14 protein-coding genes are annotated in these 15,292 nt (G+C 62.4%); 11 read left to right on the top strand and 3 right to left on the bottom strand.

The window, feature by feature from the left end:
- Window positions 1-60 precede the first annotated feature (60 nt).
- The 3 genes from V6Z91_RS18650 to V6Z91_RS18640 are packed head-to-tail and all read right to left on the bottom strand — an operon-like array spanning window position 61 to window position 2,910.
- Window positions 61-273, bottom strand: a complete 213-nt coding sequence (locus V6Z91_RS18650) for a DUF2783 domain-containing protein (RefSeq protein WP_338759463.1) — start codon at window positions 271-273, stop codon at window positions 61-63.
- On the bottom strand, window positions 270-1,931 hold the full coding sequence (locus V6Z91_RS18645) for an FAD-dependent oxidoreductase (protein WP_338771928.1): 1,662 nt from the start codon (window positions 1,929-1,931) through the stop codon (window positions 270-272). Before V6Z91_RS18645 ends, V6Z91_RS18650 begins: the two co-directional genes overlap by 4 nt.
- A gap of 16 nt (window positions 1,932-1,947) precedes the next feature.
- On the bottom strand, window positions 1,948-2,910 hold the full coding sequence (locus V6Z91_RS18640; RefSeq protein ID WP_338759461.1) for an MBL fold metallo-hydrolase: 963 nt from the start codon (window positions 2,908-2,910) through the stop codon (window positions 1,948-1,950).
- 84 nt (window positions 2,911-2,994) lie between these two features.
- Between V6Z91_RS18640 and V6Z91_RS18635 the strand changes: the two genes are divergently transcribed.
- The 11 genes from V6Z91_RS18635 (at window position 2,995) to V6Z91_RS18585 (ending at window position 15,060) form a co-directional block, all read left to right on the top strand.
- Window positions 2,995-3,918: a LysR family transcriptional regulator gene (locus V6Z91_RS18635; protein WP_338759458.1), complete on the top strand. Its 924-nt coding sequence runs from the start codon at window positions 2,995-2,997 to the stop codon at window positions 3,916-3,918.
- A 259-nt stretch (window positions 3,919-4,177) separates the two neighbouring features.
- Window positions 4,178-4,327: a hypothetical protein gene (locus V6Z91_RS18630; RefSeq protein WP_338759456.1), complete on the top strand. Its 150-nt coding sequence runs from the start codon at window positions 4,178-4,180 to the stop codon at window positions 4,325-4,327.
- A gap of 654 nt (window positions 4,328-4,981) precedes the next feature.
- Entirely contained in the window at window positions 4,982-6,151 is a 1,170-nt protein-coding gene (locus V6Z91_RS18625) for an ABC transporter substrate-binding protein (protein ID WP_338759454.1), read from the top strand.
- Window positions 6,152-6,219: 68 nt separating this feature from the next.
- A complete protein-coding gene (locus V6Z91_RS18620) occupies window positions 6,220-7,257 on the top strand; it encodes a branched-chain amino acid ABC transporter permease (RefSeq protein ID WP_338759451.1) in 1,038 nt (345 codons plus the stop codon).
- Complete coding sequence (locus V6Z91_RS18615; RefSeq protein ID WP_338759448.1) at window positions 7,254-9,050, top strand: branched-chain amino acid ABC transporter ATP-binding protein/permease; 1,797 nt, start codon at window positions 7,254-7,256, stop codon at window positions 9,048-9,050. Before V6Z91_RS18620 ends, V6Z91_RS18615 begins: the two co-directional genes overlap by 4 nt.
- 10 nt (window positions 9,051-9,060) lie before the next feature.
- Window positions 9,061-9,801 (top strand): ABC transporter ATP-binding protein, encoded by a 741-nt coding sequence (locus tag V6Z91_RS18610; protein ID WP_338759445.1) that lies wholly within the window; start codon window positions 9,061-9,063, stop codon window positions 9,799-9,801.
- 234 nt (window positions 9,802-10,035) lie between these two features.
- Complete coding sequence (locus tag V6Z91_RS18605) at window positions 10,036-11,121, top strand: porin (protein ID WP_338759442.1); 1,086 nt, start codon at window positions 10,036-10,038, stop codon at window positions 11,119-11,121.
- Between the two features lie 11 nt (window positions 11,122-11,132).
- Complete coding sequence (locus V6Z91_RS18600; protein WP_338759440.1) at window positions 11,133-12,089, top strand: PDR/VanB family oxidoreductase; 957 nt, start codon at window positions 11,133-11,135, stop codon at window positions 12,087-12,089.
- Between the two features lie 114 nt (window positions 12,090-12,203).
- On the top strand, window positions 12,204-13,286 hold the full coding sequence (locus V6Z91_RS18595; RefSeq protein WP_338759438.1) for an aromatic ring-hydroxylating dioxygenase subunit alpha: 1,083 nt from the start codon (window positions 12,204-12,206) through the stop codon (window positions 13,284-13,286).
- A 16-nt stretch (window positions 13,287-13,302) separates the two neighbouring features.
- A complete protein-coding gene (locus tag V6Z91_RS18590) occupies window positions 13,303-14,442 on the top strand; it encodes an aromatic ring-hydroxylating dioxygenase subunit alpha (RefSeq protein ID WP_338759436.1) in 1,140 nt (379 codons plus the stop codon).
- Window positions 14,443-14,514: 72 nt separating this feature from the next.
- Entirely contained in the window at window positions 14,515-15,060 is a 546-nt protein-coding gene (locus tag V6Z91_RS18585) for a 2,4'-dihydroxyacetophenone dioxygenase family protein (protein ID WP_338759433.1), read from the top strand.
- Window positions 15,061-15,292: the final 232 nt, after the last annotated feature.

Raw genomic sequence — 15,292 nt, 5'->3', positions numbered from 1 at the left:
GCGAGTAAATAGCATAACTTCTAAGAGAGCATGCCCGGGCTGCGTACTGCGCCCCTTGTTTCAACGTGGTTGTACGCCGGCGTTTGCCCGCGCGATTGCAAGGGCTTCCAGCAAGACCGCCAGGTTGCCGATGTGGTTCGACAGCAGCAGGACCAGTTGCGCATTCAACATCTTGCTTTGCTCGTCATCGAGTTCCTGGTGGGCGTCGATCAGCGCTTCGTAGAAGTCATCCGGCGCGGCCAGGTTGCTGTCGAGGTTCAGACGCGAGTTCATGCTGTTTCCTTCACGTTGCAGGTGGCTCGGGCAATGGCTTGGCGGACAGCCGTCTCATCGAATTCACGCCAGCGCGCGCATACGTGCTGGTCGGGGCGCAGCAGGTAGAAGCTGCCCGGTTGTGCCCCGTAGCGCTGGCGCACCAGACCTTCGGTATCGGCCAGCATGCCCGGTCCGGCAGACGTGCCCGGTGCCACCACGACCAGCGTGCGCATCGGAACGTCCGCTTCGGCAAGGCAGGCGCACCGGCGCAGTACCTCGGCGTCGATGTGGCTGCCAGCAAAGTAGATGCCAGTGAAGTCGTCGCCGACCCGCCGCAGCAGCCAGTCCGGTGCGCCATCGATGGCAACCGGGGCATCGGCGGCCGGCGCGCCAGGACGCAACGCGGTGGCGAATGGTTGCACGTCGGGCGTGTTCAACAGCGAATCGCTATACACCGAAGGCAGCGAAAGCCGTCCGCTGTTGACCATCTTGCGCGCAAACGCATGGTCGCGCGCCAGTTGCAGCGTCGCGTCACGGAACAGCCGGCTCACAGCGCTCTTGGGCGTGATAAAGTCGGTTGCTCGCGTGGAGTTCAGGATGTTCTCGTCGGCCGCGTATTCGCGCTCGCTGCCATACGTGTCGAGCAGCGCATCGGGCGCCTTACCCTGCAGGACTAAGCGTAGTTTCCACGCCAGGTTGTCGGCATCCTGTACACCGCTGTTGGCGCCGCGGGCGCCGAACGGCGAAACACCATGAGCCGAATCGCCGGCGAACAGCACGCGGCCATGGCGGAATTTGTCCATACGCAGGCAGCAGAACGTGTAGATGCTGACCCATTCCAGCGTGAAGTCGACCTCCTTGCCGAGCAGGGCCTGGATGCGTGGGATCACGCGCTCGGGCGCGCGCTCGGCAACCGGGTCGGCATCCCAGCCCAGCTGGAAGTCGATGCGCCACACATCGTCGGGCTGGCGGTGCAGCAGCACCGATTGACCACGGTGGAACGGCGGATCGAACCAGAACCAGCGCTCCGACGGGAACTCGGCCGTCATCTTCACGTCGGCGATCAGGAAACGGTCCTGGAACACGCGTCCCTTGCTTTCGAGGCCGAGGAAGCCGCGGATGGCGCTGCGGCCGCCATCGGCCGCCACCACGTATTGCGCACGCAGCGCATACTCGCGGTCAGGCGCGGATACGGTCAGGGTCACGCCGTCGGCATTCTGGGTAAGACCCGTCACCCTGCTGCTCCAGCGCAGGTCCAGGGACGGCAGTTTCTGGGCACGCTCCTGCAGATAGCCTTCCACATAATACTGCTGCAGGTTGATGAACGCCGGGCGTTCGTGCCCCTGCTCCGGCAAAAGGTCGAAGCTATATATCTGTTCGTTACCCATGAACACCCGGCCAACGTTCCAGCTTACCCCCTTCTTCACCATGGAGTCGCCGCAACCGAGCCGGTCGAAGATCTCGAGCGTGCGCTTGGCGAAGCAGATTGCCCGTGAACCGTTCGACAGGCGGTTGTCGTCGTCGAGCAGGATCACGGGAATCTGCTGCCTGGCCAGATCGATCGCTGTGGCCAGGCCGATCGGGCCGGCACCCACCACCACGACGGGGTGGATGCCCTCGTCGTTATCCTCGCGCGGCCGGTATTCGAATACGCGCTGCTGGAAGTCGGTCTCCATCATTTCACCTCGTCCGTCAGGCTTGCAGCGAATGCCACATTTCCTTGTCGCGCTCGGCGGTCCAGATGCGCGGGTGCTTGATGCCGCTTGCCTCGTCGTATGCGCGCGTGACGTCGAAGGGCAGGCAGTGTTCGTAGATGAACACGTGGGCAAACTTCGGATCCATCTTGGAGCGCACGTGCGCCATCGCGGCTTTCAGGTCCAGCTTGTCAGACACCGCTTCCCTGGCGCTCTGCAGCAGGGTGGTGACGAAATCCTTCGTGTAGTCGATGCCTGCATTGACTTCCGTGGGATTCAGCAGCGCCGGGCCACGGCCGGGAACGAGCTTGTCGAAGTTCATTGCACGCAGGATTTCCAGCGTGGTGGGCCATTCTTCCAGCTGGGCGTCGCCCGTGTAGGCGGCGGCATCCGCCTCGACCAGGTCGCCCGAGAAGCAGATCTTCTGCGACGGGATATAGGCGATAGTGTCGCCCTTCGTATGGCCCATGCCCACGTGCGCCAGCTGCACTTCCAGCTTGCCCATGAAGATCGACATTTCGTTATCGAACACCATCGTGGGCCATGTCAGGCCCGGCACAGATTCCACCCCAGCGAATAGGCGCGGGAAACGCTCGATCTCGGATTTCATGTCGTGCTCGCCACGCTCGACGATCATTTCGTAGGTACCGCGCGAGGCAATCACCTGCTCGGCGCCTTCCGCGAAATACGCCGAGGCACCCAGCACGCGCACGGCGTGGTAGTGCGTCAGCACCACGTACTTGATCGGCAGGTCCGTCACGCTTCGGATGTGTTTGATCAGGGCCTGCGCCATCACGGGCGTGGCAGTCGTGTCGATCACCATGACGCTGTCGTCACCGATGATGACACCCGAATTGGGATCGCCCTCAGCCGTGTACGCGTAAGCGTTATCGGAAAGCTTAATGAAGCTGGTTTTCTTTTCTTCCAGGTCGGCCTGCGATGCGAACTTTTTCTCTGCCACGGTGCCATCTCCTCGTTTGTTGAGCGTGACGAAAAGATACGCAATCGAATATTATGTGTAAATCACACACCATCGATTCACGTTATGAATGATCTGCATAATGCTGAGCTGGACCTCAACCTACTGCCAGTATTTGATGCCCTCATCCGCGTTGGCAACGTTAGCCGCGCCGCTGACCAACTGGCGATGTCGCAGAGCGCGGTCAGCCACGCGCTGAAACGCTTGCGCCTGTTCTTCGACGACCCACTGTTCATGAAGACCGGCAGTGGCATGCAGCCGACGCCACGGGCGCTGGAATTGCGCGGCCCAGTCCTGTCGGTGATGGGAACGGTGCGCACCGAACTGCTGGTGCGCGAGGGCTTCAATGCGGCAACGGCGAAACGGGGCTTCAGCCTGCTACTGACGGACATGGGTGAGCTGATCTTCCTGCCCCGGCTGATCGCGCGGCTGCGCCAGACAGCCCCGCACTGCACGGTACGTACCCTGCAGGTCGCGATGCGCCACGTGCAGGCCGTGCTGGAAAGCGGCGAAGGAGACCTGGCGCTCGGCTCCCTGCACGCCGTGCCGAAGGGACTGTTCCAGCAGCAGCTGTTCACCCGCTCGTTTGTCACGATCGTCAACCGCCGCAACCGCTGGATCGGCGACACGCTGAGCCGCGACCAGTTCTTCGCCATGGAGCACATCGTCGTGTCGCTCTCTGGCAAGCTGGAAGATGCCTACGACGCCATCGTCGACGAACTGGACGGGCCGCGCCGAATCTACCTGACGACGCCGCACTTCCTGACCGTGCCGATGATCATCGAGGAGAACCCCGAATTGATCGCGACGGTGCCGCGGGAGCTGGCCACCAAGTTCGCCGGTTACAAGAGCATCCGCATGGTGCCCACGCCGATGCCGGTGCCGCCGTTCGCGATCCGGCAGCACTGGCACCCGCGCTTCCACCACGACGCAGCCAATATGTGGCTGCGCCAGCAGGTGAAGGGTACGTTCGACACGTTCCCCGAATAGTCAGGACGGGCGGCGACAAGGCTCAGAAGATGGGCTAGGCCTTGACATAGGTCGTCCCGATGCCCAGGATCGCAGCGGTTCAGGACTGGGACTGTGCATCGTCGCGCCAGTGGTTTACCTTCACGACAAAGAGCAAATCATCGACGACGCCGATCCAGGCTTCAGCCTACGTATCGAACTATCGTTGCATAGACTTGCCATCGTTGCTGGCATGCCCGATGCCACACTCGGTAATACCAGGACGTCACGGGACTGGTAGGTGCATGACTATGCGTGGATTCGCCACGCTATTGAGCGTGCCATCGCCGGGTTCAACAACTACAAGGCCCGCGCCGGCAGGCGCGACGGATTCCACCTGAAGATCCCTTTGCGCGAACGCGAGTGGATGACGGGCAGCGTCAAGCCGTAATTCATCGTCCACCTCGCGGACAAGGGCACGCCCATCCATCGGGCCCGCGCCCACCCTGGCAAGGTACTGTTCGTGCTGATGACCATGCGCTCGCATCACCAGTACAACACAATCATCTCCGGCATGGACGACCGTTACCGCAGTGACTTAGGCATGCGCCGCCTACTTTTGCGAACAGGCTCGATATCGACCCACTGGCCTAGCGCCCGGCCAGTGGGTCGACACGACAAGCGTGTGGGATGAAAGACCGAAAGCCGGACGTCTGCAGGCACCCATGTGCCGACACATTCGCCGAGCATGCGGTAACCATGACGACGATTTCCTACCCCGAAACTCTATCGTCACGTCGGCCGGGTGAATGCGCTTCCCAGCGATGTGGCAAACATCATTTCGTCTTCCAACCGCCGCCTCAGGACCGGCGCTGAGCGCCTGCGTACATCGTCAGTTGATTCAGTCCACCAGTTGGATTGGGCTCGACCTTGTCGCTGCAGGGGTACGCGAGATTGGTCAGGCAACATTCTCGCGGTCCCGCCGGGCCTGCCCTACTCGGGCCCGAGCGGCCGCATTCTGGAATAAAAGCCCCGCTTGACAGGATTCGATAACATATTATCTAATCCACTAACATATTAACCATAATGAGCCCAAGAGGATCACATGAGACGTGTACGACCGGCCGTATCTCTTTCCGCCCTCCTGCTGTCCGCCCTCAGCCAGAACGCCCATGCCCAGGTGGTTCGCGTCGGGGTCACGGTACCGACAACCGGTCCCGCTGCGGTGCTCGGCATCGGTGCACGCAACGCCATTGCGCTGTTCCCAAAAAACATAGGCGGCATGCCGGTGGAGTTCATGGTCGTCGATGACGCGACCGACACCACCAACTCGGTCAAGAACGCCAAGATGTTCCTTGATCAGAAAGTCGACCTGATTGTCGGTTCTTCCACATCGCCGCAGTCGCTGGCCATCGTCGAGGCCATCGGCGGTAGCGAGACACCCATGATCGCACTCGGCGCCTCGGCCCGCATCGTGGCGCCAATGGACGACAAGCGCAGATGGGTCTTCAAGACGGCCGCCAACGACTCGCTGATGGCCAGCGCCATCATCAAGCATATGGTCGACAACCGGATCAAGACGGTTGGATTTATCGGATTCGCCGATGCCTACGGCGAGAGCTGGCTGACTGAAATCAAGGTGCTGGCGGCCAAATCCAATATCAGGCTGGTCAGCATCGAGCGCTTTAATCCCAAGGATGCCAGCGTTACCGCGCAAGTGCTGCGCGTGATCGCGTCCAGGCCGGATGCGATCCTGGTCGCCGGTTCCGGCACGCCAGCGACAATGCCGCACAAGGCGCTCAAGGACCGAGGCTACACCGGCAAGATCTACCAGACACATGGCGCTGCGACTGCCGATTTTCTGCGAGTGGGCGGCAAGTCGATCAACGGCGGCCTGCTGCCGGTAGGTCCCAATCTGGTCTGGGAACAACTGCCCGACGGCTATCCAACGAAAGCAAACAACGCCAGGTTCGTTCCCGCCTACGAGGCCAAATACGGCGCCGGTTCGCGCTCGAATTTCGCAGCCCAGGCCTACGACGTGCTGCCGATCCTCGAGCATGCGCTGCCGATCGCGGCCAAGGCCGGCAAACCTGGCACCCGCGAATTCCGCGCGGCGTTGCGTGATGCAATCGAGGGCATCAGGAACCTTGCAACCAATACAGGCGTGATCAACATGACGCATTCCGACCATTCCGGCCTCGATGAGCGCGCCCGCCTGATCGTTCGCATCCAGGATGGCAAGTGGGTGCTCGACACGGTTTCCGCCAAGCGTTAGGTCCATTTATTCAGGCCAGCGCGGCAGCAGCCGAGCGGGCCACCACCCGGTACTTGGGAGTAAAACTCGTGGATATATCGATCTTTTCAGTCCTGGCCCAGGACGGCATCACCACGGGCGCGATTTACGTGCTGGTGGCGATGGCACTCGTCATGGTGTTCTCGATTACGCGCATCATCTTCCTGCCACAAGGCGAGTTCGTTGCCTTCGGTGCCTTGACCCTCGTGGCACTGCAGTCCGGCATGGTTCCCGGCACCGTCTGGGTACTGATCGTACTGGCCGTGCTGGCGACACTGCTTGACGCAGGCGCCGCGCTGCGCGCCGGCAGGCGGCACACACTGCCGCGCATCGTGATGGTGGGCCTGCTGCCCGCACTGGCGATCGCGGCACTGGCGTCATGGGCTGCACCGCAGAGGTTTCCGGTACTGGTACAGGCCGTCATATCGCTGCTGATCGTGGCACCGATGGGACCGATGATCTACCGTATTGCCTACCAGCGCCTGGCCAGCGCCAAGATCCTGATCCTTCTGATCGTATCGGTCGGAGTGCATTTCGTGCTGACCGGCCTCGGCCTACTGATCTTCGGTCCCGAGGGCTCGCGCACCGAGCCCTACCTGGACAGCAACTTTGTTTGGGGGGACGTCCAGGTGAGTGCACAAAGCATGCTGGTGCTCGCAACCTGTGCGGTCTTGATACTGCTGCTGGCCCTGTTTTTCAGCCGCACGCTGTATGGCAAGGCGCTCGTCGCCACCGCGATGAACCGCAACGGAGCCCGCCTGATGGGCATCTCGACCCTCTTCGCCGGCAAGCTCTCACTGTTCTTTGCGGCGCTGATCGGCGCCTTGTCCGGGATTTTGATCGTGCCGAGTACGGCAATGTACTACGACTCCGGCTTCCTGATCGGCCTGAAGGGATTTGTCGGTGCCATTCTTGGCGGACTGGTCAGCTATGGGCTGGCCGCGGTCGGCGCCTTGGCCGTTGGCCTGATCGAGGTGTTCTCCTCCTTCTGGGCCAGCGAATACAAGGAAATGATCGTGTTTACTGCGATCATCCCGATCCTGCTGTGGCGCTCTCTCGCCAGCGGGGCACGCGAAGGAGAAGAATGATGCAGCGCCGCGCCCTGATTGGCTTTGTCCTGCTGCTGGCAGCGCTGCCGCTGCTGCCACTGCCTAATTTCTGGATAACCCAGGCCAACTATATCGGCCTGTATGGCACCGTCTGCGTGGGGGTGGTACTGCTGACCGGCATCGGCGGCTTGACCTCGTTCGGCCAGGCCGCATTCGTGGGGGTCGGTGCCTATGCCACCGCGTACTTGAACACCAGCCTGCAGGTGTCGCCATGGCTGGGACTGTTGGCCGGCCTGGCGATCACTTGCGTGAGTGCCTGGGCAATCGGTTCGATCACGCTGCGCATGTCCGGCCATTACCTGCCGCTGGCCACCATCGCCTGGGGCTTGTCGCTGTACTACCTGTTCGGCACGGCGCAAGAGCTGGGCAAGTACGATGGCCTCGGAAGCATCGCGCCGATCTCGCTGGGCGGCATCGCACTCGACGATGGCCGCTCAATCTATTATCTGATCTGGGCGGTTGCCCTGCTGGCGATCTGGCTTACGACCAACCTCCTCGATTCTCGGCCTGGCCGGGCGATCCGAGCACTCCATGGCGGCACCGCCATGGCCGAAGCCATGGGCGTCGACACGGCGCGCTACAAGATTACGGCCTTTGTGCTGGCCGCGCTGTATGCCTCGGTGGCCGGTTGGCTCTACGCGCACTTCCAGCGCACGGTCAACCCGACCCCGTTCGGCCTGAACATGGGCATCCAGTACCTGATGATGGCTGTCATAGGCGGCGCCGGCCATGTCTGGGGCGCCCTGCTCGGCGCCTGCCTGATGACGCTGCTGCAGGACAAGCTCCAGTTCTGGCTGCCGCAACTGATGGGAACCAGTGGAAATATCGAAATCATCATCTATGGTGTGATCCTCGTGCTGATTCTCCAGTATGCACAGGAAGGCCTGTGGCCGCACATCGCGGCGCGCTTCGGCACGCGTGCCACGACGCCGTCGCCTCGCGCAATAACGAGCGACGCAGGCGCCACTGTAACGCTGTCGCACCGCAGCAGACCCGCCGCTGGTACAGTCGTGCTGGAGGTGCAAGCGGCGCGCAAGCAATTCGGCGGCTTGGTTGCGGTCAACGATGTCAGCTTCCAACTTAAGGCGGGCGATATCGTCGGCCTGATCGGGCCTAACGGAGCGGGGAAGTCGACCATGTTCAACCTGATCAGCGGCCTGCTGGGCCTGAGCGGCGGCCACGTTGTTTTCAATGGCGTGCCGATCGACGGCCTGGACGTTCGCCGTACCGTTGCGCTCGGCCTCGGCCGTACCTTCCAGCATGTGCAGCTGATCCCGGCCATGTCGGTGCTCGAGAACGTTGCCATCGGGGCACACCTGCGCAGTCGGATTCCGCACGTGATCGACGTGGCGCGCGCGATGCTGCGCCTCGACCGCGCACGCGAGAAGGCCTTGCTTGCGGAGGCCGAGCGCCAGCTGCGCCGCGTCGGACTGGGCGATTGGCTGCAGATGGAGGCCGGTTCGCTTCCCCTTGGCCAGCAGCGTATCCTGGAAATCGCACGAGCCTTGTGCACCGATCCGTTTCTGCTGCTGCTGGACGAACCGGCGGCCGGGCTGCGCCACAAGGAAAAACAGGCGCTAGGCGAACTGCTGCGCCAGCTGCAACGTGAAGGCGTGAGCGTGTTGCTGGTCGAACACGACATGGACTTCGTCATGGAACTGACCGACCACCTGGTGGTCATGGAGTTCGGCACCAAGATTTGCGAGGGCAGGCCTGACCAGGTCCAACAGGATCCGGTGGTCCTGCGGGCCTACCTTGGCGGGATCGATTGAGGAGACGAACATGAGCAAGCCAGTATTGACAGTCGAGCAACTGCATGTCCGCTATGGCAAGGTGGAGGCGCTGGGTGGTATTTCCCTGTCGGTCGCGCCCGGCAGCATCGTCAGCGTCATCGGCCCGAACGGAGCCGGCAAGTCGACACTGCTAAACGCGATCATCGGCCTGTTGCCTTCCAGCGGCAGGATTGCCTACCGGGGCATGCCGGTCATGAACCTCGATGTCGAACACCGGGTGCTGGCGGGCATCTCGATGGTGCCCGAAACTCGGGAACTATTCGCACAAATGTCAGTGCACGACAACCTCGTGCTCGGCAGCTTCCGCAGGTACCGCCTGCGCGACAAGGATTACCTGGACCAGCTCGACTGGGTGTATGAACTGTTTCCGAGGCTCAGGCAGCGCCAAGCCCAGGCCGCCGGCACAATGTCAGGCGGCGAACGCCAGATGCTGGCCATCGGCCGAGCGCTGATGGCCAAGCCAACGCTGCTGATGCTCGACGAGCCCAGTCTCGGCTTGGCGCCGCTGATCGTCAAGGAAATCTTCCAGATCATCTCGGGGCTGCGCGAGAAGGGTGTGTCGACGCTGCTCATTGAGCAGAACGCACGTGCTGCGCTGCAGGTTTCCGATTACGGCTATGTCATCGAAACGGGCAGCCTGGTACTGGAAGGCTCCGCAGCAGCCCTGGCGAACGATTCCAGGATCATCGAAACCTACCTGGGCATCGGCCGCGAACGCCACATAGCTTGAAGGCTGCCGGGACATCGCCGCAGCGAGCCGCGTCAGTAACGCACTCACCTCCGTTGTACCGTCGCGCACGTGTGATGGCGAGCCGTCACGCCTGTAGAACCGTACCATGCGGAGCGCTTTGTACCACATCAGGGGTATCGGGATGTGACCGCTAAATCCCTATAATTTTTTTCTACAAGTCGAAGTGGCACGCCGCCATCGAGCGACAACATAAAACCATATCTGGAGACCGCCGTGAGAAACACCAAGCTTCTGCTGGCTTCGGTATTACCCCTTGTCGCGTCCAGTGCCACGGCTGCCGAGATAACCACCTATGGCATCGTCGACATTGGTCCGACCTATGTCAGCAACCAGGGCGGCAAGTCCATGACCCGGATGGACGCGGGCACGCTCCAGCAATCTCGCCTCGGCTTCAAGGGCGTCGAGGACCTTGGCGGCGGCCTCAGTGCATTCTTCCAACTGGAAATAGGTTACAACCTCGACACCGGCACGCTGGCGACGGCGAACACGCTGTTCAGCCGCGATGCGCGGGTGGGCCTGAAAGGCGGCTTCGGCACGATTTCCCTGGGTCGCCAGGCCAACGCGACCGTCGATGCACTGGCGCCCTATTCTGCCGCAATGCTCGGCTATGGCCCAAGCTACCTGGCCACCCACCCGGGAAATCACGACCGCATCCTGAACATCCCGACGGACAATTCGATCAAGTACGCGACCCCCAGCTTCGCAGGCCTGACGGCCATCGTTGCCTACGGTTTCGGCGAGCAGGCCGGCGACTCGCGCCAGAACAGCACCCGCAACGTCGCATTGACCTATCAGAACGGCGCCTGGAGCCTCGGAGCTTCATACCTTTGGCAAAGCGGCGTGAACGTCACCAACCTGTCGCTGCTCGCGCCTTCGGCCAACCCGTTCGGCGCCACCGGCGCCTCCGATGTCCTGCGCAGTGCCGGTATCGGTGCATCCTACAAGTTCGCTGAATGGTCGTTCGTGCACGGCAACCTGACGCAGTCGAAGTTCGGCATTTCCGGCGTGACCGCGCGTACCCTCGAACTGGGAATGCGCTACCAGGCAACAGACCTGTGGGTCCTCGGCGGCGACTACGCGTACACCCGGGTGGTGGCCCGCGCGGATTACGACGCGCTGGCCGTATCGGCCTCGTATTACTTTTCGAAGCGCACCAATCTTTACATCACCGGCGCGCTGCAGAACGCATCGGGAACCACGGTGGACGGCGCACCATTGACGGCGCAACTGTTCACGCTGGGTAACTCGAGTACCGGGCGCCAGCGCGCGCTGCACACCGGCCTGCGTCACGTTTTTTAAGGAGAGCAAGCATGGACGACCTGTCGGTCAGGATTGAGAGCAGAAAGCAGGTTGCTGACGATATCGTCAGTCTCGAACTGGTGGCTGCCGATGGCACACCGCTGCCGCCGTTTACCGCGGGCGCGCATATCGACATCAAGCTCGGGCCCGGGCTGGTACGCCAGTATTCGCTGTGCAACGACTCGTCTGAAAGCGGCCACTATCGCATCGCGGTACTGCGCGACCCGGCCTCGCGCGGCGGCTCGATCGCCGTGCATGACCGCTTGCGCGTGGGCGATACGGTGCGCATCAGCGCTCCGCGCAATCACTTCGCGCTGAGCGAGGCACCGCGATCGCTGCTGTTCGCAGGCGGTATCGGCGTGACCCCGATCCTGGCATTCGCCAAGGAGCTGAGGCGCAGCAACGCCCAGTTCGAGCTGCACTATTGCGCACGTTCGGCCACCAAGCTGGTATTTCGCGATGAACTGGCGGAAGCGGCCGGCGATGGACGGGCCTTTTTCTATCTCGACGACGGGGGGCCGCGGCTCGATATCGCGGCGGTCCTGGCGGCGCACCCGAATACCACGCCAGTCTACGTCTGTGGCCCCGGCGGCTTTATCGACCATGTGCTCGGCGCCGCGCGCGCGGCCGGCTGGCCGGAGGCCCTGCTGCGGCGCGAGTATTTTGCGGCGGCCCCGGTGTCGGCAGACGCCGACCCGGACGGGGCTTTCGACATCGAATTGGCCAAAAGCGGCATGCGACTGCAAGTGCCCGCAGGATGCACGATCATCCAGGTGCTGGCCGAGCACGGCGTCGACATTCCCGTCTCGTGCGAACAAGGGGTATGCGGTACCTGCCTCACCCGCGTGCTCGCAGGGGAACCCGACCATCGCGACATGTACCTGACCGACGACGAGCACATAGCCAATGACCAGATGACGCCCTGCTGTTCGCGGGCGCGCTCGGCCTGCCTGGTCCTCGACTTATAGCCACTGCCCGGCGTGCCCCATCCGGGGTGCGCCGCAGCGGTATCGAACGTGCCTACAACCGATTCATACAGTTAGCTGCCAGATTCACGACAGCTAGCCAAGACGGAGACGACAATGTTTATCAAGAACACTTGGTATGTGGCCGCCTGGTCGCATGAAGTCAAGGCTGGCGAGATGTTCGCCCGCACCATCACCTCAATCCCGATCGTCATGTTCCGCGCCGCCGATGGTGCGATCCGTGCTCTGCACGACCGCTGCCCGCACCGCGGCGCACCGCTGTCGAAAGGCCGCATCGAAGGCGACGCCGTGCGCTGCATGTATCACGGCCTGCGCTTTGAAAGCAACGGCGCCTGTTCCCAGATTCCTGGCAGCGACCGCATTCCGCCGGCCGCCTGCGTGCGCGCCTTCCCTGTGGTCGAGCGCAACAAGTGGGTCTGGATCTGGATGGGCGACCCGGCCGCGGCCAATCCCGCACTGATACCCGACACGTTCTGGCTCGACAGCCCGAACTGGCGCTACCAGCCCGACTACATCCACTACAACGTTAGCCACCTGCTGATCGCTGACAACCTGCTCGACTTTTCGCATCTGCCCTTTCTGCACGAAACGACCCTCGGCGGAAGCGCGGGCTATGCTGAAGGGCGCGCCAAGGTTGACCGGCTTGACAACGGTGTGCGCATTACCCGGTGGTTCGAAAACGGGCCGCCGGCACCCTTTGTCCACAGGCTCACCGGCTGGGAGACCAATGTCGACCGCTGGAACATCTACGACTTCCTGCTGCCGGGCGTGCTGCTGATGGACTCGGGCAGTGCTCCCGTGGGCACCGGCGCCACTGACGGGCACCGCGACCACGCGGTGCAGTTCCGCAGCGCCCAGGCCCTGACGCCCGAGACAGAAAACAGCTCGCACTACTTCTTTTCGCAAGCGCATAACTTCGCGCTCGACGACCCGGGCGTCACCGCAACCTTGCATGGCCAGGTCGTTGCCGCCTTCAAGGAAGACTGGGACATGATCCACGCCCAACACGCGTCGCTGGCGCTGGATCCGGAGTTCAGGATGATGCCACTGCCAATCGACAACGCGCTGGGGCATTACCGCTGGCTCGTGAACAAGAAGATCAAGGCCGAAGAGACCGCAACTGCGGCAACGACGACCTCCACGGCCCCGATGGTAAAAACAGTATCGGTCCTGGCCTGAACACAAGGAGCAAACAATGAGCAAACTATCCGCACGAACGCTGCAGGCCGTACAGAAAAGCACGGCCAGCATGGCCAACCGCAGCACCGAATTCATCTACAACGAGTGGTACGTGGCCGCCTTCGTTGACGAACTCAAGCACGAGTTACTGCCACGCACCCTGCTGGGCAAACGCCTGGTGCTGTTTCGCACCGAGCAAGGGCAGCCGGTCGCATTGACAGACCGCTGTGCGCACCGCGCCTATCCCCTCTCGCGGGGTGCGCTTGAGGGCGACACCGTCGTGTGCGGCTATCACGGCTTCCGCTACGACGCCAACGGCGACTGCGTCGACGTGCCCTCGGCGGCGACCTGCCCGAAGGGAATCGGCGTGCAGAACTACAAGTTGGTCGAGCGCGGGCAGCTGGTATGGATCTGGATGGGCGACCCGGCCCTGGCCGATGAAACCCTGCTGCGCGACCAGGCGTGGCTGGAATCGGCCGAGTGGCAAACGTCGAAAGGCTACTTCGATCTCCAATCGAACTACGTGAGCATGCATGAAAACCTGCTCGACCTGACCCACCTGTCGTTCCTGCACGCAGAGACAATCGGCACGCCGGACTACGCCAAGGCGCCGTTCCGCACAGAGCTCAAGGATGGCTATTTCGCCCTGCACCGTGACGTGGTACCGACTACCCTGCCGCCGGTCTGGGCCACGCCAACGGGGCTGGTCGACTGCAATACAGCGGCGCGCATCGTCACCTCGGAATTCAAGTCGCCCGCTTTCCATCAGGTAAACGTGAGCTTCTACGACAGCGCCCTGCCGGAAGCGCAGCGCAACATCTCGCGCATCAAGACTGCACACCTGCTGACTCCACAGACCCATTCGTCGAGCCACTACTTCATCATCCACGGCCGCGACTTTGCCCAGGACGACGAGCACATTACCGAGTTCATGCACGAGAACCTGTTCGCCGCGTTCTACGAGGACGTCGACGGCCTGGCCGCGCTCGAGCAGGTGTGGCGCGACACCGATCCGGACGAGATGTACGAGATGTCGGTAGGGGCCGATGGCCCGTCGGTAGCGATGCGGCGCTACCTGAAGCGCCGCGCCGATGCCGAGCAACAGGCGCGTGCCGGTGCAGGGGTAATCCCGATCCGGCAGGAACAGAGCGCCTGACGCCCCTGGCGCCTCATTCTATAAAAACTAGAAGCGTTTCACACCGATCGTTGTAATCTGGAGGAGAGTCCCGTGAAAAACCAAGTACAGCAAGGCGATATTCCCGAGTCGCTGCACGTCGACACCAATAACTTCCCATACGCCAGGGATTACACTTCCCCGGGCCTCGACCTGATGTTGCTGCAGGCCGATATCGAAGCCGCCGTGACGACCGTGCGCATCCGGTTCCAGCCAGGCATGCAGCTACCGACCCACAAGCATACGGGAATCGTGCATGCGTACACGCTTGCTGGCAGCTGGCGCTACCTCGAGTACCCCGACTCGCCACCGAACACTGCGGGATCCTATCTCTACGAACCGCCGGGATCAACGCACACCCTGAAGGTCGACGACGACAATACCGGCGTTACCGACGTGGTCTTCATCGTGTATGGCGCCATGCTGATCCTCGATGACGGAGGCAACGTGGTCGCCGTATTCGATGCGCAGAGTCAGACCGAACATTGGCAGGCCACACTGCTGGCCCAGGGACAGGCCGTTCCCTCATTTATCCGCGGCGGCACGGCGGGATACATGCGCTCCACGCCGCCGGCCAGCCTTGTCGTGAACGGTAGCTGAACAGGGATATCGCAGCCCCCCGGCCGCTTGCGGCCACGCCCGCCCATGCATACCCGAAGTCATTGTCTTCCTGGAAGCGTACCGTCCCACCGTGAGGCTGCCATGCCGGGCCTGGTGCCCCATCGCCTGGCTTCACCCAGCCCTGCGCGCAGTCATGGCGGTATCATTGCGAAGGGGGAGCTCACGTCGCGAGGCCATTCTGCCTCCACTTGCACGCCATGCCGAGCCATAT

The sequence above is a fragment of the Massilia sp. METH4 genome (genome assembly GCF_037094685.1).
In the GTDB taxonomy this organism is placed as follows: Bacteria; Pseudomonadota; Gammaproteobacteria; order Burkholderiales; family Burkholderiaceae_D; genus Rugamonas.
This window is presented reverse-complemented; position numbering and strand designations above follow the sequence as displayed.